The sequence below is a fragment of the Brenneria tiliae genome (genome assembly GCF_023347575.1).
In the GTDB taxonomy this organism is placed as follows: Bacteria; Pseudomonadota; Gammaproteobacteria; order Enterobacterales; family Enterobacteriaceae; genus Brenneria; species Brenneria corticis.
Genome location: NZ_JAKPCB010000100.1, coordinates 331,571 through 353,428 on the forward strand (window position 1 = coordinate 331,571; position 21,858 = coordinate 353,428).

Annotated in this window: 17 protein-coding genes; 10 read left to right on the forward strand and 7 right to left on the reverse strand. The window is 56.6% G+C overall.

Translation table 11 applies throughout. The features are described 5' to 3' along the window. The first annotated feature begins 52 nt into the window (after nucleotides 1-52). The 5 genes from MFP24_RS16705 to MFP24_RS16725 all read left to right on the forward strand — a co-directional run bounded on the left by MFP24_RS16705 (nucleotide 53) and on the right by MFP24_RS16725 (nucleotide 7,225). Nucleotides 53-460, forward strand: a complete 408-nt coding sequence (locus tag MFP24_RS16705) for a RidA family protein (protein ID WP_249231211.1) — start codon at nucleotides 53-55, stop codon at nucleotides 458-460. Nucleotides 461-472: 12 nt separating this feature from the next. Then, complete coding sequence (gene argE, locus MFP24_RS16710; RefSeq protein ID WP_249231210.1) at nucleotides 473-1,624, forward strand: acetylornithine deacetylase; 1,152 nt, start codon at nucleotides 473-475, stop codon at nucleotides 1,622-1,624. Nucleotides 1,625-1,876: 252 nt separating this feature from the next. Then, the gene (gene acnB, locus MFP24_RS16715; RefSeq protein WP_249231209.1) at nucleotides 1,877-4,474 is read left to right on the forward strand and encodes a bifunctional aconitate hydratase 2/2-methylisocitrate dehydratase; all 2,598 of its coding nucleotides are present in this window, start codon (nucleotides 1,877-1,879) and stop codon (nucleotides 4,472-4,474) included. Nucleotides 4,475-4,933: 459 nt separating this feature from the next. Beyond that, nucleotides 4,934-6,001: an alkene reductase gene (locus MFP24_RS16720; protein ID WP_249231208.1), complete on the forward strand. Its 1,068-nt coding sequence runs from the start codon at nucleotides 4,934-4,936 to the stop codon at nucleotides 5,999-6,001. Nucleotides 6,002-6,292: 291 nt separating this feature from the next. After that, nucleotides 6,293-7,225: an Rpn family recombination-promoting nuclease/putative transposase gene (locus MFP24_RS16725; protein ID WP_249231207.1), complete on the forward strand. Its 933-nt coding sequence runs from the start codon at nucleotides 6,293-6,295 to the stop codon at nucleotides 7,223-7,225. Between the two features lie 48 nt (nucleotides 7,226-7,273). Here MFP24_RS16725 and MFP24_RS16730 read toward each other — a convergent pair whose 3' ends face one another. Further along, a complete protein-coding gene (locus MFP24_RS16730; protein WP_249231206.1) occupies nucleotides 7,274-10,030 on the reverse strand; it encodes a winged helix-turn-helix domain-containing protein in 2,757 nt (918 codons plus the stop codon). A 214-nt stretch (nucleotides 10,031-10,244) separates the two neighbouring features. Between MFP24_RS16730 and MFP24_RS16735 the strand changes: the two genes are divergently transcribed. From MFP24_RS16735 to yacL, 5 genes are all read left to right on the forward strand, one after another. Then, nucleotides 10,245-11,207 (forward strand): thiamine pyrophosphate-dependent dehydrogenase E1 component subunit alpha, encoded by a 963-nt coding sequence (locus MFP24_RS16735; protein ID WP_249231205.1) that lies wholly within the window; start codon nucleotides 10,245-10,247, stop codon nucleotides 11,205-11,207. 10 nt (nucleotides 11,208-11,217) lie between these two features. Then, nucleotides 11,218-12,237, forward strand: a complete 1,020-nt coding sequence (locus MFP24_RS16740; protein ID WP_249231203.1) for an alpha-ketoacid dehydrogenase subunit beta — start codon at nucleotides 11,218-11,220, stop codon at nucleotides 12,235-12,237. Nucleotides 12,238-12,239: 2 nt separating this feature from the next. Then, complete coding sequence (locus MFP24_RS16745) at nucleotides 12,240-13,775, forward strand: dihydrolipoamide acetyltransferase family protein (protein WP_249231201.1); 1,536 nt, start codon at nucleotides 12,240-12,242, stop codon at nucleotides 13,773-13,775. 8 nt (nucleotides 13,776-13,783) lie between these two features. After that, nucleotides 13,784-15,181 (forward strand): dihydrolipoyl dehydrogenase, encoded by a 1,398-nt coding sequence (gene lpdA, locus MFP24_RS16750; protein ID WP_249231199.1) that lies wholly within the window; start codon nucleotides 13,784-13,786, stop codon nucleotides 15,179-15,181. A gap of 259 nt (nucleotides 15,182-15,440) precedes the next feature. Further along, nucleotides 15,441-15,803, forward strand: coding sequence for a protein YacL (yacL, locus tag MFP24_RS16755; protein WP_249231197.1), 363 nt, complete (start codon nucleotides 15,441-15,443; stop codon nucleotides 15,801-15,803). A gap of 135 nt (nucleotides 15,804-15,938) precedes the next feature. Here yacL and MFP24_RS16760 read toward each other — a convergent pair whose 3' ends face one another. From MFP24_RS16760 to MFP24_RS16785, 6 genes are all read right to left on the reverse strand, one after another. Next, nucleotides 15,939-16,628, reverse strand: coding sequence for an SDR family NAD(P)-dependent oxidoreductase (locus MFP24_RS16760; protein ID WP_249231195.1), 690 nt, complete (start codon nucleotides 16,626-16,628; stop codon nucleotides 15,939-15,941). Between the two features lie 11 nt (nucleotides 16,629-16,639). Further along, complete coding sequence (locus tag MFP24_RS16765; RefSeq protein WP_249231193.1) at nucleotides 16,640-17,116, reverse strand: NanQ anomerase/TabA/YiaL family protein; 477 nt, start codon at nucleotides 17,114-17,116, stop codon at nucleotides 16,640-16,642. Beyond that, nucleotides 17,116-17,841: a TerC family protein gene (locus tag MFP24_RS16770; RefSeq protein ID WP_249231192.1), complete on the reverse strand. Its 726-nt coding sequence runs from the start codon at nucleotides 17,839-17,841 to the stop codon at nucleotides 17,116-17,118. Before MFP24_RS16770 ends, MFP24_RS16765 begins: the two co-directional genes overlap by 1 nt. Nucleotides 17,842-18,118: 277 nt before the next feature. Then, complete coding sequence (locus MFP24_RS16775) at nucleotides 18,119-19,402, reverse strand: SLC13 family permease (protein ID WP_249231191.1); 1,284 nt, start codon at nucleotides 19,400-19,402, stop codon at nucleotides 18,119-18,121. A 244-nt stretch (nucleotides 19,403-19,646) separates the two neighbouring features. After that, the gene (locus tag MFP24_RS16780; protein WP_249231190.1) at nucleotides 19,647-20,819 is read right to left on the reverse strand and encodes a sialidase family protein; all 1,173 of its coding nucleotides are present in this window, start codon (nucleotides 20,817-20,819) and stop codon (nucleotides 19,647-19,649) included. A gap of 124 nt (nucleotides 20,820-20,943) precedes the next feature. After that, complete coding sequence (locus tag MFP24_RS16785) at nucleotides 20,944-21,831, reverse strand: dihydrodipicolinate synthase family protein (protein ID WP_249231189.1); 888 nt, start codon at nucleotides 21,829-21,831, stop codon at nucleotides 20,944-20,946. Nucleotides 21,832-21,858 lie beyond the last annotated feature (27 nt).

Sequence of the window (21,858 nt, forward strand, 5' to 3'; positions counted from 1 at the left end):
CTTGCCGCAAACCCGCTCGTTTAAAAAACGGCTTTACCAGGAGAAATACACTATGGCACATACGCGTATTCGCCAGTTCAACACCAAAAAAACCTACCCCGAACAGAATCTGGACAACGATCTCTGTCAGGCGGTGGTAGCCGGTAATATGGTTTTTCTGCGCGGACAAATCGGCCAGAATCTGGATACCCGGGAGTCGGTCGGGGTGGGGGATGTCGCGGCCCAGACCGAGCAGGCGATGTTCAACATCAAGATGCTGCTTGAAGAATCCGGCAGCAAGCTGGAGGATATCTGTAAAATAACCGTCTACCTGACGGACATCCGCTACCGTGAAACGGTTTACACCATTATGGGACGCTGGCTGAAAGGCGTCTTTCCGGTGTCGACCGGGTTGACGATCACCGGGCTGGCGCGTCCGGAGTGGTGGGTGGAAATCGACGTCATCGCCGTAAAATCCTGAGGATAGCCCGTTATGATCACCGCCATCGATATTCTGTCCGAACTGATTGCTTTTCCTACCCTGAGCCGTCAGTCCAATCTGCCGCTGATTGACTTTGTGGAAGACTATCTGGCCGGTTACGGTATTCGCGCGCGCCGGGTATACAGCGCCGACGGCCAGCGTGCGAATCTCTACGCCACCATCGGGCCGCAGGATCGGGGCGGGATCTGCCTTTCCGGACACTCGGACGTGGTGCCGGTGGCGGGACAGCCGTGGAGCGGCGATCCGTTCACGCTGACGCGGCGCGGCGATCGTCTCTATGGGCGCGGAACGGCGGACATGAAGGGGTTTATCGCCTGCGTGCTGGCGCTGGCGCCGCGTTTTATTCAGGGCGCGCGCGGCGCCGACGCCCGGCCGATACATATCGCCATCAGCTATGACGAAGAGATCGGCTGCGTCGGCGTGCGCGGCCTGCTGGATCAACTGGCGCGCGACGCCGTGCGCCCGACGGGATGCATCATCGGCGAACCGACGATGATGCGCATCGCGACCGCGCATAAAGGAAAAAGCGCCTGGCGCTGCACCGTGCTCGGTCAGGCGGCGCACTCTTCCCAGCCGCAGCTGGGAGTGAACGCCATCGAATATGCCGCCGAACTGATGATGTTTCTGCGTCAGCGCGGGCGCGACTGGCAAGGCGGCTTAACCGATACGCGCTACGAACCGCCGTGGTCGACGGTACAGACGGGAACCGTGCGCGGCGGCGCGGCGGTCAATGTGGTGCCGGATCGCTGCGAATTTGATTTTGAAATCCGCCCGCTGCCGGGCAGCGATCACCATTTACTGGCGGATGATCTGGGGAATTTAGCCCGTGGGCAAATCGTGCCGCATATGCGTCGGATCGCCGGCGACGCGGATATTCAGTTTGAGATGCTGTCCGCCTACCCTGGTTTGCAGGACGATGCGTCGCTGGATGCGCTGAAACACCGCTGCGCGGCGGCGGCGGAACAGCCTGGGTTTCACTCGCTGGCGTTCGGCACCGAGGCCGGATTGTTTCAGCAGGCGGGGATCCCGGCGGTTGTCTGCGGACCGGGCTCCATTGCACAGGCCCATAAGGCGGACGAATATATCGACTGCGGCCAGTTGGATCAGTGTCAGGCGTTTCTGGCGCGGGCGCTCGGCGTATAGCGGATCCCTCTCTTTATCGCCGCGCCGAGCGTTGAATGGGATGCTGGTTTACGGATGAAGTGAACGAAACGATACTTTAATGTTGCTGGGTTGTAAATGAATTAACAGGTGTTGCAAATTCTGATATGCTGGCGAGGCTGGACCGGGCACTCTCTTACCTTAACCCCCTCATGCTGACACAGCGGCATGGAAATCATCATCAGGAACAAGAGCGCCGGGCATAACGAAGACAATAAGAGCGAGGAGAAAGTCGTGCTAGAAGAATATCGTAAGCACGTAGCCGAGCGGGCTGCACAGGGCATTGTTCCCAAGCCGTTGGATGCCGCGCAAATGGCGGCGCTGGTTGAGTCATTAAAGCATCCTCCCGCCGGTGAAGAAGACGTTTTACTGGATTTGCTGATTAACCGCGTTCCCCCCGGCGTTGATGAAGCGGCCTATGTGAAAGCCGGGTTTCTGGCGGCGGTGGCGAAAGGTGAGGCGTCTTCCCCGCTGGTCAGCCCGGAAAAAGCGGTGGAACTGCTCGGCACCATGCAGGGCGGTTATAATATTCATCCGCTGATTGAGGCGCTGGACAGCGACGTTTTGGCGCCGATTGCGGCAAAAGCGCTGTCGCACACGCTGCTGATGTTTGATAATTTTTACGACGTGGAAGAAAAGGCCAAAGCCGGTAATGCCTATGCCAAGCAGGTAATTCAATCCTGGGCGGACGCCGAATGGTTCCTGTCCCGTCCTGAGCTGGCGGAAAAAATCACCGTTACCGTATTCAAGGTTACCGGTGAAACCAACACCGATGACCTCTCCCCGGCGCCCGACGCCTGGTCGCGCCCGGATATCCCGCTGCATGCGCTGGCGATGCTGAAAAACGCCCGCGAAGGCATTGACCCCGATCAGCCCGGCGTGGTCGGCCCGATCAAACAGATTGACGCGCTGAACCAGAAAGGCTTTCCGCTGGCCTATGTCGGCGATGTGGTCGGCACCGGTTCTTCCCGTAAATCAGCCACCAACTCCGTGTTGTGGTTTATGGGGGACGACATTCCCCATGTGCCGAATAAACGCGCCGGCGGCGTGGTGCTGGGAGGGAAAATAGCCCCCATCTTTTTCAATACCATGGAAGATGCCGGCGCGCTGCCGATTGAGGTGGACGTAAGCGACCTGAATATGGGCGATGTGATTGATATCTATCCCTATAAGGGCGAAGTGCGCCGCCATGATACCGGCGAGGTGCTGGCGACCTTTGCGCTGAAAACCGATGTGCTGCTCGACGAAGTGCGCGCCGGCGGCCGTATCCCGCTGATTATCGGCCGCGGGCTGACCTCCAAAGCGCGCGAGTCTCTGGGGCTGCCGCAGAGCGAGGTGTTCCGCATAGCCAGGGCGGTGGCCGACAGCAATAAAGGTTTCTCGCTGGCGCAGAAAATTGTCGGACGCGCCTGCGGCGTGGCCGGTATTCGTCCCGACGAGTATTGCGAGCCGAAAATGACCTCGGTCGGTTCCCAGGACACCACCGGGCCGATGACCCGCGATGAGCTGAAAGATCTCGCCTGTCTCGGCTTCTCCGCCGATCTGGTAATGCAGTCGTTCTGTCATACCGCCGCCTATCCGAAACCGGTGGACGTCACCACCCACCACACGCTGCCCGACTTTATCATGAACCGCGGCGGGGTATCGCTGCGTCCGGGGGACGGGGTGATCCACTCCTGGCTTAACCGCATGCTGCTGCCGGATACCGTCGGCACCGGCGGCGATTCCCACACCCGTTTCCCGATCGGCATCTCGTTCCCGGCCGGCTCAGGGCTGGTGGCGTTTGCCGCCGCCACCGGGGTAATGCCGCTGGATATGCCGGAGTCGGTGCTGGTGCGCTTTAGCGGCAAGATGCAGCCGGGCATCACCCTGCGCGATCTGGTGCACGCCATCCCGCTGTATGCGATTAAACAGGGGCTGCTGACCGTCGAGAAGAAAGGCAAAAAGAACATTTTCTCCGGGCGTATTCTGGAAATCGAAGGGCTGCCGGATCTGAAGGTGGAGCAGGCGTTTGAACTGACCGACGCCTCGGCGGAGCGTTCCGCCGCCGGTTGCACCATCAAGCTGGATAAAGCGCCGATTATCGAATACCTGAATTCCAATATCGTGCTGCTGAAGTGGATGATCGCCGAAGGCTATGGCGATCGCCGTACGCTGGAGCGCCGTATCCAGGGGATGCAGAAATGGCTGGCCGATCCGCAGCTGCTGGAAGCGGATGCCGATGCGGAATACGCCGCGGTGATCGACATCGATCTGGCGGAAATCAAAGAGCCGATTCTCTGCGCCCCGAACGATCCGGATGACGCCCGCTGGCTGTCCGACGTGGCCGGTGAGAAGATCGACGAGGTGTTTATCGGTTCCTGTATGACCAATATCGGCCATTTCCGCGCCGCCGGTAAACTGCTGGACGGCCATAAAGGTCAACTGCCCACCCGTCTGTGGGTGGCGCCGCCGACCAAAATGGACGCCGCGCAGCTGACCGAAGAGGGGTACTACAGCGTGTTCGGCAAGAGCGGGGCGCGCATCGAGATCCCCGGCTGCTCGCTGTGCATGGGTAACCAGGCGCGCGTGGCGGACGGCGCGACGGTGGTATCCACCTCCACGCGCAACTTCCCGAACCGTTTGGGCACCGGAGCCAATGTTTATCTGGCTTCCGCGGAGCTGGCGGCGGTGGCTTCGCTGCTGGGCCGCCTGCCGACCTCGGAAGAGTACCAGGCCTATATGGAGCAGGTGGATAAAACCGCGCTGGATACCTACCGCTACCTGAACTTCGACCGTCTGGATCACTATACCGATAAAGCGGACGGGGTTATTTTCCAGACCGCGGTGTAAACCACGGTAGTTTGATGACCCCACCCCGATCCTCCCCTTCGCAGGGGAGGGAGTTATATGTTCCTCCCCCTGACAAGGGGGAGGCCGGGGTCATAGCACCAAACTTTAATCAACGATTTCACAGAGGCCGTCAGGCCTCTCAGACCATTGACAAAGCTCGTTATTAGGGAGAGCGTGGCGAGGGGCCGTAGCGGCGTAAGCCACCGGAGCGCCCCTCGGTACGGTAGGCCCGGGTATCGCCGACTTACAGGCGACTTTGTCAGCAACCTCCTCTTTTTACTTTCCCCGCAGCCGCATATATAACTTTCCGTTACTGGATTAGTGCCTAATCGAATGACGATCCCGCACGCAATGGCGTGTCTTCCCCGGCGTATTTGCTCATTATATGACGGGTTATCGCCGCGTATTATCGATAAGGTCTCTGATCACTCATCCGGGTTAAGCCGTAAGGAAAATGCCATGCCAAGTTTATTCGATCCGATCAAGATTGGCGCCATTCAGTTATCCAATCGTATTGTTATGGCGCCGCTCACCCGTATGCATGCCTTCGAACAGCGAATTCCCGGCGAGTTATCGCTGGAATACTACGTTCAACGGGCCAGCGCCGGTCTGATTTTGACCGAGGCCACCGCCATCACGCCGCAAGCGGTGGGGTATCCCAATACGCCGGGCATCTGGTCGGAAGCGCAGATTGCGGGCTGGAAAAAGATTAACGACGCGGTGCATCAGGCCGGGGGGAAAGTGGTCGTCCAGCTATGGCACGTCGGACGTATTTCCGATCCGCTTTATCTGGCCGGCGAATTGCCGGTCGCGCCCAGCGCCATTGCGCCGGAAGGCCATGTCGCCGCCATCCGTCCGTATAAGCCTTACGTGGTGCCGCGCGCGCTGGAAACGGAGGAAATAGCCGGACTGGTGGCGGATTTCCGTCAGGCGGCGGAAAATGCCAAACGCGCCGGTTTTGACGGGGTGGAAATCCATGCCGCCAACGGCTATCTGTTCGATCAGTTCCTGCATGACGGTTCCAATAAACGGACGGATCAATATGGCGGCTCCATCGCCAACCGCGCCCGTTTCCTGCTGGAAACGACGGACGCCATACTGGAGGTGTGGCCGGCGGAGCGGATAGGAGTGCATCTGAATACCATGTCCGATACCCATTCCGTGCAGGATTCCAATCCGCAGGCGCTGTTCGGCTACGTGGCCGAACAGCTGAACGAGCGTCAGTTGGCGTTTATCTTCGTCCGTGAGACGCAGGAGACGCCCAACCGCATTCTGCCGCTGATCCGGCAGCGTTTTAGCGGCGCGGTGATTGCCAACGACGGGTTGACGCGCGAGTCCGCCGAGCGGCTGATTGCCGATGGAGAAGCGGATGCGGTGTCTTTCGGACGGCTGTATATCGCCAATCCGGATCTGGTGGAGCGTTTCCGACTCAACGCGCCGTTAAACGCCCTGAATAGCGCCACCATCTACAGTGCCGACAGCACCGGGTATACCGACTACCCGACGCTGGATCAGGTCGGCGGCTAAGCGTTATCCCACCTCTTTTTCTGACTGGACGCCTTGGGCGATTTTTTATAACGGGCGTCCTGCCCGCCACCCTTCGGGCCGTCGCAAGCGACGTTAAAAATTTCTCCCGGAAATTTTTTATGCCGGGCTATCCCTGCCCGCCACCCTTCGGGCCGTCGCAGGCGACGTTAAAAATTGCTCCTGGCAATTTTTTCTTGCGAGCGGCTTTGCAGGGCGGGGCGTATTACCTTTACCCGCGAGCTGCAGGCGTTATCGTGGCGTTCTTCGGGAACGCCATTCGCCAGGGACGACATGCAATCACATGATAAGGTATTCAAACTTTTTCTCAGCGATATTGCTGTGGCGCGGGATTTTCTGTCCATCCATCTGCCGCCGGATATTGGTGAACGCTGCGATTTCAACACGCTGCAACTGGAGTCGGCCTCGTTTGTGGATGAAGCGCTGCGCGCCCGGGTATCCGATATGCTCTATTCGCTGCAAACCACTGCCGGAACCGGCTATATCTATTGTTTGATTGAACATCAGAGCAAACCGGAAAACATGATGGCATTCCGCCTGATTCGTTACTGTCTGGCGGCGATGCAGCAACATCTTGAACAGGGCCATAAGCAGTTGCCGCTGGTGGTGCCGCTACTGTTCTATCAGGGGGAACGCAGCCCGTATCCGTACAGCCTGCGTTGGCTGGATGCATTTGATGATCCGGTGCTGGCGGCCCGGATATACAGTAAGGCTTTCCCGCTGATTGACCTCACCGTGACTTCAGATGAAGAGATTAAAACCCACCGGCGGGCGGCATTGCTGGAGTTGGTGCAAAAGCATATCCGTACGCGGGATATGCTGGAACTGGCGCGAGATATCGGGTTATTATTTGAGCGCTGGCAGGTGCCGCTGATGCAGAAACGGGCGTTGCTGTATTACATCGCGCAAACCGGCAATACATCCAGACCAGCCGATTTTATCGAAATGGTGGCGGAGCCGTTGTCAACGGATCGGGAGGAGATAATGACGATTGCACAGCAACTGAAACAAATTGGATTTGAAGAGGGGTTGCAGGCCGGAGTAATACAGGGAAGAGAGCAAGGCATAGAGCAAGGCATGAAAGCCAGTGCGCGGCAGATTGCGCGTCAGTTGCTGCTGACCGGCATGGCGCGCGAGCAGGTCCAGCAAATTACCCGGCTTTCCGACGAGGAGATGGCGCAATGGGCGCTCTCCGCAAACATATAAGATGATTTATCATTATCTTCTGGGATTCCCCAGGCTCCTGGCGATTTTTTATTCGGAGCAATCGGCTTCGCTTAGCATTTTGGCCCGCCCCATCGCCTGGGTACGGCTGGTGACGTCAAGCTTGCCGTAGAGATTCTTTAAGTGCCATTTGACCGTATCAACCGAGATATCCATGCTGCGGGCGATCTCTTTGTTCGAGCGGCCCTGGGCGACCAGCAGCAGCGTCTGATTTTCGCGTTCGGTCAGCGGAGGCAAGGGGCGCCAATCGGCAATCGGGCCGACGTCAATTTGCGGCGCGGCGCGTAACAGATTAGCGATATAGCCGCGCTCGTCGGCGTCCGCCCGGCTCTGCATGTGTTGAAGCAGCGGGTGGATTTCAGCGCCGGCATCCAGCAGGCTGCGCTTCAGATTTTGACTTCTGGCCAGTTTTATCACCGGCGACAGCGCGTCTGCGGCCTGCTGCCGCTCGCCTTCCCGCCACCAGGCTACCGCACACAGCGCGCGTAGCCTTAGCGCTTCCAGTATGCAGCGGCGTTCCTCCAGTTGCCGCACCAGCGGCCACAGCAGACTCGCCGCCTTACCGGGCTGGCCTTCATCCATCAGTATCAGAGCCTGCGCGGTGAGATGGCTGGTTTGCAGGTAGTTGGCGTGCGGCAAGGTCCGGCGATATTTTTCTCTGAGCGCGGTTAATTGCCCCATCAACTCCCGCGCCTGGCATCGCTGGTTTTGCAGCACGGCGACCCGGATCTGTTCCGCCAGCAGCATGCCTTGCAGCCGCGGCCAGCCCCGGCCGATCACCACCTGTTGCGCGTGTTCCAGCAGCACTTTGGCCTGTGCCGGGTCGTGCGGCAAGGCGCGCCGGACCAGCGCCCGATAGGCGCTTAGCAAGGCGTCCGGCGGCGCGAAAATATCGATTTTGGCTAAATGCGGAGCGACCTGCGAATCCAGCAGCAGGACGTTGTCCTCTTCATAATGAATTTCCGCCAGCAGGGCCTGTAACGTCGCGCTGCCGCAGGAGTCGACGCCGGTCAGACGCTCGGCCTGCTTTAATGCCTGCCGGTAATATACTTCGCCGGTGCGTAAATCCGCCTGACGCACATGATGGAGCCCCAGAATGAACGCCCGATAGACGCTGACGAACAAATTATCCTGTGGCGCGCAAGGCGAGGGCATATGTTGCTGCACCGCGGCGACGTCCTGATAGCGGTCCTGCACCAGATAGTCGTAGCTGAGGATATTGCACACCAGACCATCCACCCAGCTGTCGCCGCAGGGAACCCGCTTGAGCAGCGGTCTGGCCAAGGCTTCGCTGGTCACAATATCTTCGGCGAACGAGGCGGCGATGGCGCTGATCACCTGCCATTTAATGCGCAACCGTTCGCTTAACTGATGAAGCGCGAAGCCGGACTGTAGCCGGTTCAGCAGCGCTTTTGCTTCATCAAAACGAAAGTAGTGGGCCAGCGCCCATGCCAGGTTCAACTGTAGCTCAATGCGTTCTTCGCGGGCGCCCTCGGTTAACGGCAACTGTTGCAGCCAGCGCACCAGCGTATCGAGATCGCCTTCTTCGGCCAACGATTGCGCGCTCGGCGCGGCGTAGGCGGCGCTGTTGTCCAGCTTGCCCGCCGCCAGCGCATGGCGAATGGCCTCCGCCCAGTAGCCGTTGGCCGCCAGCCAGTTGCTGGCGCGCTCATGCAGTTCGGCGATTTTTACCGGCCCGTTGGCCAGGCGCTCATATTGCGCCTCGGCAAACAGCGAGTGGTAGCGAAACCAGCCCCCCTGCTGGTCCAGCGGCGAAATGAACAGGTTATGCTGTTCGATAAAATGCAGCATCTGTTTACCGTCGCTGCGCAGGGTGACGGCGTTGCATAACTCCGGCGTGAAGCGATTGAGAATCGAGGTCTGTAATAAAAACTGCTGGATTTCCGGCGGCAACGGATTCAGCACCACTTCCTGCAAATAACACGCCATCTGTTTGGCGCCGGCCGGGCCTTCGAGGGTCTGAAACAGGGCGCCGTCGCTGCCGGTCGCGGAGAGCGCGGCTACCTGGATGCCGATGATCCAGCCTTCGGTGATCGCCAACAGCCGCTGGATATCGGCCTGATCGAGATTCTGATGGGCGGTCTCGGCGAAGTACGCCAGAATTTCCGCCGGATTGAAGCGCAGATCGTTGATATCGATCATCACCATCTGGTTGCTCGCCAGCATGCGCATCAGCGGCAACGTCGGCAGGCTGCGGCTTCCCAGCAGCAGGTGCAGGCAGGCCGGCGCGTAGTTCACCAGTTCGTTGATATCCTGCAAAATCACCGGATTACGTATCAGATGAAAGTCGTCGATCACCAGATACAGCGGGGTCTGGCGCTGGCTCAGACTGTTGATTAGATTGCGGATAAACCCGTCTTCGGCGCACAGCGAGGCGCCCGGCGCGATGGGTTCAAGCTGGCTGAACAGTTCGCCGCAATAAGGGTGCAGGGCGGCCAACAAATAGCGGCGGAAATCATGCAGAGCATTGTCCTGTTCGTCCAGACTCAGCCAGGCCACGCAGTGCCCCTGGGAAATCATTTCCTGCTGCCACTGACTCAGCAGGGTGGTTTTTCCGAATCCGGCGCCGGCGCACACCAGCGCCAAGCTGAGTTGATGAACCCGATCCAGGTGAGATAGCAGGCGATCGCGACGCAAAACGGCGCCGGAAGTGCGCGGCGGAGACAGTTTTGTCGCTATCAGCGGCAGCCCGTGGCTGAGCGTAAATGACTTCTGGCGATAATCGATGGCTGACGTGAGCGTCGGGTACCAAAGGTTCTCATTCATGGGGCGCGATCCTCATGTGGTCCTGTTGTCCAGGTAATGATTCGCCGGCGTAATGGCTGCGCTTTTTACTCCCCCCCAATTTAGCCGCCTTGACTACCCGTTCGGGTAGTTATCCCCGCCGTTTTATCTTTCTATCTTAGTCTCTGGCGAGGGTGGATCCCGTGATAGGGGTCACCGTTAACAACGGTAAAACCAGGCAAATGAGGGCTAAATCATGTCGTTAAGCAAACAGGCGTTATTGCAGGCCTATCGCAAAATGCGCGAGATCCGCGTTTTTGAGGAGCGGCTGCATCAGGAGAACACCACCGGGGATATTCCGGGGTTTATCCATCTGTATAGCGGTGAAGAAGCAATTGCCGTCGGCGTTTGTCAGAACCTGAGCGATCGGGATTATATCGGCTCCACCCATCGCGGACACGGGCATTGCATTGCCAAAGGTTGTGATATTCACGGCATGATGGCGGAAATATTCGGCCGGGAAACCGGGCTGTGCCGGGGGAAAGGCGGTTCGATGCATATCGCCGATTTGAGCAAAGGCATGCTCGGCGCCAATGCGATTGTCGGCGGCGCGCCGCCGTTGGTTATCGGGGCGGCGCTGACGGCGAAAACGCTGGGTACGACGGATGTGGCCGTCTCTTTTACCGGCGATGGCGGCTCCAACCAGGGACTGGTGTTCGAAGCGATCAATATGGCGGTGGTATTACAATTACCCGCCATTTTCGTATTTGAAAACAACGGCTTTGGCGAAGGCACCGGTCATGACTATGCGGTAGCCGGACGGGATATCGCCGGTCGCGCCGGCGGTTTCGGTCTGCCGGCGGTGAAGGTGGACGGCACCGACTTTTTAGCCGTTTACGCCGCCACCGAAGAGGCGGTGCGGCGCGCGCGCAGCGGCGGGGGGCCGAGCGTTATCGAAGCGTTTGCGCCCCGCTGGCACGGGCATTTCGAGGGCGATCCGATGCTTTACCGCCAGGAAGGCGAAGTCGACCGCCTGCGCAAAGAAAAAGATCCGCTGCAAATCTTCAGTAAGCAAGTGAAAAAGCAGATCTCCGCCGCCGAACTGGCGGCGATCGACAGCGAGGTTCAGGCATTGGTGGATGATGCGGTCCTGAAAGCCCGGGCCGCGCCGTTCCCGACGGTGGATCAGGTTGTTACCGACGTTTATGTCTCTTACTGAGGGCTCGACCATGGCAATCAAAACGTATCGTGAAGCGATAAAAGAAGCGCTGGCGCAGGAAATGGAGCGGGATGAACGCGTGGTGCTGATTGGTGAAGATGTGTGCGGCGGTCAGGCGGGGACGGTGGAAGTCGGCTCTCGCGGCGAAGCGATGGGCGGGGTATTGGGCGTCACCAAAGGGCTGTGGACGCAGTTTGGTTCATCGCGGGTGATTGATACGCCGATTACCGAATCCGCCATTATCGGTATGGCGGCGGGGGCGGCGCTGACCGGCTTAAGGCCGGTGGCGGAACTGATGTTTATGGATTTCTTCGGCGTCAGTCACGACATGCTGTACAACCAGGCGGCGAAGTTCCGTTACATGTTCGGCGGCAAGGCCAAGGCGCCGCTGGTGGTGCGCGGGATGATCGGCGCGGGTTTTTCGGCCGCCGCGCAACATTCGCAATCCCCCTATAACATTTTTGCCTCGACGCCCGGTCTGAAAGTGGTGGTGCCTTCCTCGCCCCATGACGCCAAGGGCTTGCTGATCCAGTCGATTCGCGACGACGATCCGGTGATGTTCTGCGAACACAAAATTTTGTACGACATCAAAGGCGAAGTGCCGGAACAGGCTTACGCCATTCCGTTCGGCGTCGCCAACTACACCCGCGAAGGCACCGATGTCACCATTATCGCGCTGTCCGCGATGGTGCATAAAGCCAATCAGGCGGCGGATCAGCTGGCTAAGGAGGGGATCTCGGTGGAAGTCGTCGATCCGCGCACCGTCTCGCCGTTGGACGAGGAGGGGATCCTGGAGTCCGTAGCCGCCACCGGCCGCGTGGTTATCGTTGACGAGTCGGGGGCCCGCTTTGGTTTCGCCCACGACGTCGCCGCGCTAATCGCCTCGCAGGCGTTCTATCGGTTGAAAGCGCCGATTGTGATGGTCACGCCGCCCCATACGCCGGTTCCCTTCTCAAACGTGCTGGAACAGGCCTGGATACCCAGCGTCGATCGCATCAAGACCGCGGTTCGTAAAGTGATGGAGGACTGACTATGAGCGCCATTCGGGTAATCGAAGTACCTAAGTGGGGACTGTCGATGGAGGAGGGAACGCTTAATGTCTGGCTGATTAACGAGGGGGAAAGTTTTACCGCCGGACAGGAGGTTTGCGAGATTGAATCCAGCAAGATCACCAACGTGCTGGAAGCGCCTTTTGCCGGCGTGCTGCGCCGCATTCTGGTACAGCCGGGCGAGACGGTGCCGGTCAGCACGCCGTTGGCGCTGGCGGCCGACGTCGATATCGGCGATGACGAGCTGGATCGCTTCGTCGCCGAACTGCAAGGCGGGACAGCCGCCGATAATTCGCCGCCGCAGGCCGTCGCGGCAGACCCGCCGCCAGCGCCGCCGGTAGCGACATCGCCCGTCGCATCGCCGCCATCCGTCGCCAAAAAGAGCGAAACGCCGGCAGAGGCCTCCAACGCTTATCAGGTGCCGGCGGAGCTGCTTGGCAACGGCGGACAAGAGAGTTTCGCCACGCCGCGCGCGCGGCGTCTGGCGACCTCGCTTGCCGTCGATCTGAGCAAGATTGCGGGCAGCGGGCGCGGCGGACGCATCTCGATCGCCGATATCGATGCGGCCATCGTGCAGCACGGCGGCAAGGTTAAAACGCCCGAGCGCCAGGCGCGGACGACGCATCAACCGGCGTCGCGTCAGGATGACGGTCAGGTCGCGGCGACGCCGGTCGCCCGCCGTCTGGCCGCCAAGCTGGGGATTAATCTGCACGACTGCCGGACGACGGGGAGTCGGGGACGGGTGTGTCAGGCGGACGTCGAACAGGCGGCGGCGCGTTTGGCTATCCCGCTGGCGGGAGAGGAAGCCACGGCGGCAGAAGCAGTGACGCCGGGCTACGAAGTGACGGCCATGAGCGGTATGCGCCGGGCGATCGCCACGCGTTTGCAGGCGTCCAAACGCGATGCGCCCCATTTCCGGCTGCAAGTGGATTTGGCGCTGGATCGTCTGCTGGCGCTGCGTAAAGAGATCAATGCGGCGGTGCCGTCGGTCAAACTTTCGGTCACCGATATGCTGATCAAAGCCTGCGGCCTGGCGCTGGTTAAGGTTCCCGGCGTCAACGCGTTGTTCGATCAGGATCGCCAGGCGATCCAGCATTATCACGATGCGGATATTTCGATCGCGGTCGCGCTGCCCGACGGTCTGATCACCCCGATTGTGCGGGCGGCGAACCGCAAGACGCTGGCCGAGATCGCCGGGGAGATGTTAACGCTGGCGACCAAAGCCAGAGCGGGCACCCTGAAGCCGGAAGAGTTTCAGGGCGGCACGTTCAGTATTTCCAATCTCGGGATGCACGGCGTGCGCCAGTTCGACGCCATTATCAATCCGCCGCAGGTGGCGATTCTGGCGATCGGCGCCGGGGAGCGCCGCGTGGTGGCGGAACAGGATCAGATGGTGGTGCGCACAGTGATGAGCGTGACCCTGTCCTGCGACCATCGGGTGGTCGACGGCGCCAGCGGAGCCGAGTTTCTTAGCCAACTCAAGCATCTGGTGGAAAACCCCGCCACGCTGCTGGTATAGGAGCGGAAATGAAAGATAACTATGATGTTTTGGTTATTGGCGGCGGACCGGGCGGCTATGTCGCCGCTATCCGCGCGGCGCAGCTGGGGCTGAATACCGCGCTGGTGGAGAAGCGGCATTTGGGCGGCGTATGCCTCAACTGGGGCTGTATTCCCACCAAGGCGCTGTTGCGCGGCGCTGAACTGGCTCATCAACTGGCGCATATGGATGAGTTCGGATTCAGCGCGGAGGCGGTCCATTTCGATATCGCCAAACTGGTGGCCCGTAGCCGCGGCGTCTCCGCCGGGCTAACGGCCGGCATTGCCTCGCTGTTGAAAAAAAACGGCGTGACCGTCATTACCGGCACGGCGACGCTGACCGGCAAAGGGGAGGTGAGCGTCGACGCCGACGGCGCAGCGCGCGCTTATCGGGCCAATCATATTATTCTGGCCACCGGCGCGCGGCCGCGCGGACTGCCCGGCATCACGCCGGACGGCAAGCGTATCTGGAACTATATGAACGCGCTGATCCCGGAAACGGTGCCGTCGTCGCTGCTGATTGTCGGCACCGGCGCCATCGGCATCGAGTTCGCCAGCCTGTATAACGATCTGGGCTGCGCGGTGACGCTGGTGGAGATCGCCGATCGCATCATGCCGCTGGAGGATGCCGATGTTTCCGCGCTGGTCGCCCGCCAGTTTAGCCAACGCGGCATCGCCATTCTGACCAACGCCGGCGTGACCGAAGTCGAAACGGACGACGAGCGCGCCAGATGCCGTATTCGACTGGCGAACGGCGACCGGCAAACGGTTGACGTCAGCCAGGTGCTGCTGGCGGTCGGCGTGCGCGCCAACCATGAGGATCTGGGGCTGGAAGCATTGGGCGTCGAGATCGACGGCGGCTACATCAAAACCGACGAGTGGTGCCGGACCAACGTCTTCGGTCTTTACGCCATCGGCGATGTCGCGGGGGCGCCCTGCCTGGCGCACAAGGCCAGTCACGAGGCGGTGATCTGCGTGGAGAAACTGGCGGGCGTGGCCGATGTCGCGCCGCTGGACAAGCGCGCCATCCCGGCCTGTACCTACTCTCGTCCGCAAGTGGCCAGTTTCGGCCTGAGCGAGGCGGCGGCGCGGGCCAGCGGCCGGGCGATTGCGGTCGGTCGTTTCGACTATCGGGCCAACGGCAAAGCGCTGGCGATGGGCGAGGCCGTGGGCTTTGTGAAAACCATTTTTGACAAGGAGAGCGGCGAACTGCTCGGCGCGCATATGGTGGGGCCGGAGGTGACGGAGCAGATCCAGGGATTCGCCATCGCTCATCACCTCGAAGCGACGGAAGAATCGCTCAGCCAGGTGATTTTCGCCCATCCGACGCTCAGCGAAGCGATGCACGAGGCGGTGCTGGCCGCCGGCGGCAAAGCGCTGCATCAATAAGCGTAATCCGGCGCAATCTTTCCCGGCGCCGGATAACCTGCTATCGTTCGACAGGTTTCTGATATTGACAGGATTGCTGGTTGTCCGGCTGCGCCGCAATCCGCATTTCCTTCGGCATCAGGAGCGCGCGACCTGTATCAGACCGGCAGACCTTTTTTCTTCTCTGCCCGGCATGCTTGAAGTATGACGGGTATATCACTGTGGTATGGCAGGAGGATGGTTACACTGAAAAACAAGCACTATCACAGAGGGCGGCATCATGGACTATGAATTCTTGCGGGACGTTACCGGGCAGGTAATGGTACGAATGTCGATGGGACATGAGGCGGTCGGTCACTGGTTTAATGAAGAGGTCAAAGGGCAACTGACGCTGTTGGACGAGGTGGAGGCGGCGGCGCGTTCGGTGGCGGGAAGCGAAAGACAGTGGCAAAAAATCGGCCACGAATATACGCTGCTGCTGGACGGCGAGGAAGTGATGATTCAGGCCAACCAGTTGCAATTCGTGGTTGATGAAATGGAAGAGGGCATGAGCTACTACGATGAGGAAAGCCTGTCGCTGTGCGGCCTGGAAGACTTTCTCGATCTGGTGGCGAAATACCGGGAGTTTGTGCGGCAGCGTTAAGCGGACTGATGGGATTGCAACAGTAAATATTATTATGGCGAGGGTGGTTTGCGTGCGTCGTGAGCCCGTGGGGACGTTGTCGGCATATTCCGCGAATACGCCGATCCGCAGCAATATGTCGGGTAGATATCGGCATTACAGCGAAGCGCCGCCGCAAATCACCAACTGCTGCCCGGTAATGGCCGCTGCTGACGGCGAGAGCAGATAGTTAACCAGATCGGCGACTTCCTGTGGTTGAATAAAACGGCCAATCGGCGGCAGCCTGGGCGGTGAACTTTCGCGACCCGGCATGTTTAGCATCGGCGTTTCCGTCGCTCCCGGCGCGACAATATTCACCGTAATGCCGCGCGGAGCCAGTTCCGCCGCCCAGCTTCTGACCATGCCGATCATGGCCGATTTGGTTGCGACATACTGGCTGCGGCCTGCGGCGCCGCTGGAAGTGCGGCTGCCCAGCAAGATGATGCGTCCTCCCGGCGGCAACTTATCCACCAGTCGATCGGCCAGCACTTGCGCGGTTTGCACATGCAGCCGCCACAGATGTTCCCCGTCTTCCAGCGACAACTGACCCAACGGGGCGGCTTTCATCACGCCGGCGGCGTGGATGACGGCGTCAAGTCGGCTGATATCATCCAGTACCGCCGTCAGCGCCGCGCTATCCATAAGATCGACCGCGCGATGGGTAAAGTTCGGGTGAGAATACTCGCCAGACTGGCGCGACAGGCCGGTGACTCGCCAGCCTGCCGCCAGCAATGTCTGGGCGATCGCCGTGCCGATACCCGAACTGCTACCGGTCATCAACGCGTGTCTGGACTCTGCGACGGACATATTGTGGCTCCTTAGGGCGTATTCAACAGGGCAAGCGGAATTTTAAACACGGCTTTTTTAACCGGGGCGGGAATATCATCAACCGCGCACAGCGCCTGATGCGCTTCCCCGGGATAAAAGGTGACAAAATCGCCCGAACGGAGGAGGATTTTGTGGGGAACGGATGGATTATCAAGGATATACAAATCCGGTTTACGCTCCGTCGCCGCTTGACCCTGTACGTCGTTCAGGCCGTAGCCGATGATCTCCTCTCCTGCCAGAACCAACTGGATATCAAGGTAATTACGGTGAAACTCGGTATGCCGCGCCGCTTGCGGCGCGGTGCTCACGCTGCCGATGCTGTAGAACCAGTCGGCGCCTTCAGGTTGATAGCGGCCTTCCGGCAATGCGTTCAGTTCCGTCAGCGTCATGCCCGGCGCGGAGAGAATATTCCATAACGGCGTGGGCAAGGTGGCCAGCTTCAGATGGCTGAGATTACCTGCGATCATTATATTCTCCTTGAAAGTTGATATTCATTCTTATTTCTTATTAGATTTAATGTCTCTACAGAAATAGAGAAAAACATGGCGAAATAGATATATCCTTTAGGAACATGAATATGAATGCCATCGAGAACCAGGGTGATCCCGACCAAAATTAAAAAAGCCAGTGCCAGCATTTTTACTGACGGGTGATTTTCAACGAAATCGCCGATCGGCTTTGCGGCCAGCATCATAACCAAAACTGCAATGATGACGGCCAACATCATAATCGCCAGATGTTCAGATAGTCCCACGGCAGTGATAACGGAATCGAGGCTGAAAATAATATCCAGCAACATAATTTGAATTATTGCGCCGAAAAAAGAGGTAACATGACTCTGAACCTGATGTTTTTCTACTATCAACGACTCTTTTATTTCTTTCATTGACTTAATAATCAGAAAAAGCCCGCCGGAAAAGAGGATCAGATCTCTGACGGAAACGCTATGGTTAAAAATCATAAATAAAGGATGATTCAGGTGCATTAGCCAGGAAATGGAGGCCAGTAATGAAAGTCTCATCAGCATGGCCGCCGTTAATCCGGTTATTCTGGCGATACTCTGTTTTTCTTTAGGCAGTTTCGCTACCACCAGCGATAAAAATATGATGTTATCAATACCCAGCACAATCTCGAGGATCGTTAATGTACTTAGGGTCAGCCAGGCATTGGGATCTGCCATCCACATAAACATCTTTTTTTCCTCTTTGTTTCTTTTTCATCAGTGTGAACCAATCTGATGGTTTATAGAAATAGGGTAAACCATCTACCCTATTTAACAGCCGTTAATTAATATTCACTGAGAGACGAAGTTTCTGACAATTTCGAAAGTTGACCATAGGCCAATCAATGAGATAACACCCAGAATATTCAGCACCACCAGATTAGGCGCGCCCGGCATGGTCACAATGACGGGGATAATAATGTAGACCCATATCTGAATCTAATTAATGAGTCGCCCAATCCCATCATTAATGTAACGGGAACAGAATAACCGCACCGACGCACAAGGCAAAAATACGAATTAAGTACATCGGCACCGTGAATTTCCAGAACTCTGGAAGCTTATATTTACCCATTCCTAAGATCATGGCGGGCATACCATCAACCGGCATATAGCCGCCGTTCCATCCAGAGATAACGACTGCAGTCGCGGCTGCCACAGGATTAAGCCCCAGACTTAAGAAAGTCATGATGGCAATGGGGGCAAAAATATAAACCGAGCCCATATTTGAGCCAGTGAAGGTAGCGCAGGTGCTGGTTAAGAGTGCGAAGATAAAAATAAGAATGAATGGATGGATATTTGTCCCCAATGAGCCAGCCACAACATCACCGATCATCACGGTGAAGCCGGAATTAGCCAACGCATCTGCTACGCCGATAACGCCCGCCATCATAAGAATAACCGGGGCGAACATATTGTCGCGAAATTCTTTGAAATCAATAATATTGATTATCATCATGATTACTCCGGCAATGCCGGGAATGACATAAGCCGATTCGCCGATCGTTCCCATCAGCATCATGCCCACCACGCTGATGGCAAACAGTGCGATCGTACAATTCTCCTTCCACCTCGGCAGGCTTGCCGCTGCGCTTTTTTCTACGATCTCATCGTCTCCGGAATGTTCATTAATTGCGTGATCGGGTAAAAGACGATAGGCAACCAAACTCCAGATTAAGAAACCCAGCGCCAGGATAAAGTTTACTATGGCGAATTTTGGCATCGACAGTGAAGTATGGTGGCCGGCGGTTTCAAGAACGCTGACGGTAACTCCGTAGAAGAGTGCGACATTGAAAGGAACCAGCGGATGATTAGTGGCAAAGCCTAAAGGCATCATCAGCTTGGATGTCGGCATTTTTTTATTATAAGGAATCGTCGATACTAAAGATAAAATAAGTACGTAATAGCCCGTGGAACCAGAACCCGTTAGACTGGCGCCAAGCATGACCACGATGAGTAACAGGACATAGCTCTTATACCCGCCCTTGTTAACTAAAGTCACCATGGCGGACTGCACTCTGCCGATTAAACTCGTCTTCATCAGCCCCGCCATTACCACCATGAAGCCTGCAACCATAATCACGCTTGAATTGATAAATCCGGCGAATGCTTCCTGAACGGTAGATAAACCTGTGATCACGAGTAAAAGACAAGCAATAACAGGCGGTGCGCCAAACGCAAATTTGTCGCACATAATCATTACAATCATTAGAACTAAAATAACAAGGGCATGGATCATTTCCATTGTCATTTGGGTTTCCCCTCTTTCTTTTATAGTCTAATTAACAGGTTTATGTTGAGTTTGTCTTATATGCAAAAAGACACCTTTGAATATGATTACATTAGATATTCTGTATGGTTCGGCCATACATCTTTATTAATTTCGCTCACATTAGAACAGTGTTAGAAAATACCTGATGTAATACTAAACTAAATCAACACCTATTCTCCGTTATAAAACCTGTTACCCATTTAGCGAAAATCCAATTCGCTGATTATTTAACTACACCTTCACCTGACGTTGGATTGTACAAGCCTTCTGTTTCGCGTTTTTCACCGAATAAATCTGCTACAGTAAAACGGACGTATTTGATACAAAGTCTATTTTTGTAGGCATATACCAAGTGCAATACGCCATTTCTGCCTTGATAAAGCGTCGGGTATTCATGTTGTGAATTATTTGTTTTGTTTTCGATGCCAATATAGCCTTCCGCCGGTTCAAAAATTCTACCGATAGGCCATGTTTTGCCAACATCTTCGGTTACAGAAACCGCGACGGGATTACGCAGCCCTGGCCAAGCTACTTTGCCAAATGCAGCATTATTGGCCGAATTAATATTGTAAGCCAAAGCGATTTCTCCAGATTGCAACCTGATAGCGCTAATACTGGCGTTGTTATTTGGCAACACATTGGCTTGCGGAATACTCCAGCTATCGCCAAAGTCATGAGATTCACTGGTATACACATGATCGGCAAAACGACTGCGCATGAAAGCAACTAAATGACCGGGTTGTACTTCAATAACATTCGCATGAACGCGGCCACTACTTTCCGGCATACGTATAGATTTCCATGTTTTCCCTTGATCATCAGATAGTTGGAATTCTGTTGGGTCATTTGTCAAGCCTTCCGGCGAGTCTTTGCATAACCAGGTGCTGAAAATCCAGCGCCCATTGCTTAAAATTTGAATCGCCTGTCTCGAGAACGTCCCTTCGCTGGCAAACAATACCTCTGGTTCTTTCCAAGTCTGACCTTCGTCGCTTGATTTTTGAACCATAATGATCGAAGTAAACTGCATGTTGTCCTTGCCTGCTTGTCGGCTTAATTGCGAAGTATAAATCAGCCAAATTTCACCATCCGGAGCTCTAAAAAATGCAGGATTTTGTTCGCTGCGATCAACGCCTTTAGATACTATTTCTGGAACTGACCAGACTTGGGTTTCCGGATCTAATTTGGATACGGCAATGGAAATATCGCCGCTTCCTTCGAAACTCCCGGCAAACCAAGCGCATAATAGCGCGCCATCTTGCGTTTCGATTAATGCGGGCGCATGAGCAGTATTATTTCCACCTGTTGGAATTAACGCAAAGTCCACATTTAAAAATTCATCATGATACACGACGCCATTGGGTTCTGATTGTCTTACATTTGGTAATTTTGTCGCCATTTTGATTTTCCCACGTTATTTTGAAAGATAAATTTCCTTTATTTCTTATCAAGCAACAACTTTGGTAAATTTACTTCATGCTACATTCCTTCCGTTGCTCGACGGTTATCAGAAAAAAAAGGAATTAGCGTAACCCATGCTGTTGAATAATATTTTTAATGGCAGCATTCATGTCGTCGTCAAACTCAACAGGATAGCGGCTGACGCCGACGTCTTCGCCCATCAACGCCAGGGCCTTTTTCACCGCCGCCGGGGAGAAAGCGATGGCATACAGCGCCTTACGCAGTTCGCTCACCTGTTCCTGCGCCAGGCGCGAACCCGCGATATCGCCGGCCTGGAAGCGATGCCAGATTTGGCTGACGGCCGCGGGCGCGACGTTCGCCAGCCCGGAAATACAGGCGGAGCAGCCGTCGACGAATCCCTGATGAATAAGCGAATCCGGTCCGTTCAGCACGTCGAACCCCGGTATGTCTTGCACCGCCCGCAGATAACCGCTCAGGCTTTCATAACTGCCGGCGCTGTCTTTAATGCCGATGATATTGGAGTGTTCCGCCAGGATGCATACGGTTTCCGGCGCCAGCGTGTTGCCGGTGCGCGCCGGGATGTTGTAGAGAAATACCGGTACGGTCAGGGCATCGGCGATGGCCCGATAGTGCGCGATAAGTTCTTCCTGTTTCAGCGGAATAAAGTAAGGCGTAATAACCGAAACCGCATCCACGCCCAGCGCCGCAATACGTTTTCCCAGCCTGATGGTTTCCCGGGTGGAGATTTCGCCAATATGGCCGACGACAGGCACTTTCCCCGCCGCCTCATCGACACAGACTTCGGTTACGGCGATTTTTTCATCGCTATGCAGTACAAAAAACTCGCCGTTAGTACCGTTGCAGAAAATGCCGTTGCCATATTTTATCTGACGCTGTACCTGAAGGCGCATGGCGACGGGGTTGAACTCGCCCTGGTTGTCAAATGGCGTGACAATCGCTGTCAGTACGCCAGAAATTTTTTCACTCATTTTTTCCTCGTCGATCCGTAGTCCAAC

Excerpts from the sequence above, each read along its gene's own strand:
- lpdA (WP_249231199.1), top strand. The coding sequence starts at position 13,784 with ATGAAAGATAACTATGATGTTTTGGTTATTGGCGGCGGACCGGGCGGC.
- MFP24_RS16725 (WP_249231207.1), top strand. The coding sequence starts at position 6,293 with ATGCAATCACATGATAAGGTATTCAAACTTTTTCTCAGCGATATTGCT.
- MFP24_RS16770 (WP_249231192.1), bottom strand. The coding sequence starts at position 17,841 with ATGTTTATGTGGATGGCAGATCCCAATGCCTGGCTGACCCTAAGTACA.
- MFP24_RS16780 (WP_249231190.1), bottom strand. The coding sequence starts at position 20,819 with ATGGCGACAAAATTACCAAATGTAAGACAATCAGAACCCAATGGCGTC.
- MFP24_RS16760 (WP_249231195.1), bottom strand. The coding sequence starts at position 16,628 with ATGTCCGTCGCAGAGTCCAGACACGCGTTGATGACCGGTAGCAGTTCG.
- MFP24_RS16735 (WP_249231205.1), top strand. The coding sequence starts at position 10,245 with ATGTCGTTAAGCAAACAGGCGTTATTGCAGGCCTATCGCAAAATGCGC.
- MFP24_RS16740 (WP_249231203.1), top strand. The coding sequence starts at position 11,218 with ATGGCAATCAAAACGTATCGTGAAGCGATAAAAGAAGCGCTGGCGCAG.
- MFP24_RS16775 (WP_249231191.1), bottom strand. The coding sequence starts at position 19,402 with ATGACAATGGAAATGATCCATGCCCTTGTTATTTTAGTTCTAATGATT.
- MFP24_RS16745 (WP_249231201.1), top strand. The coding sequence starts at position 12,240 with ATGAGCGCCATTCGGGTAATCGAAGTACCTAAGTGGGGACTGTCGATG.
- MFP24_RS16730 (WP_249231206.1), bottom strand. The coding sequence starts at position 10,030 with ATGAATGAGAACCTTTGGTACCCGACGCTCACGTCAGCCATCGATTAT.
- yacL (WP_249231197.1), top strand. The coding sequence starts at position 15,441 with ATGGACTATGAATTCTTGCGGGACGTTACCGGGCAGGTAATGGTACGA.
- MFP24_RS16785 (WP_249231189.1), bottom strand. The coding sequence starts at position 21,831 with ATGAGTGAAAAAATTTCTGGCGTACTGACAGCGATTGTCACGCCATTT.
- MFP24_RS16705 (WP_249231211.1), top strand. The coding sequence starts at position 53 with ATGGCACATACGCGTATTCGCCAGTTCAACACCAAAAAAACCTACCCC.
- MFP24_RS16765 (WP_249231193.1), bottom strand. The coding sequence starts at position 17,116 with ATGATCGCAGGTAATCTCAGCCATCTGAAGCTGGCCACCTTGCCCACG.
- MFP24_RS16720 (WP_249231208.1), top strand. The coding sequence starts at position 4,934 with ATGCCAAGTTTATTCGATCCGATCAAGATTGGCGCCATTCAGTTATCC.
- argE (WP_249231210.1), top strand. The coding sequence starts at position 473 with ATGATCACCGCCATCGATATTCTGTCCGAACTGATTGCTTTTCCTACC.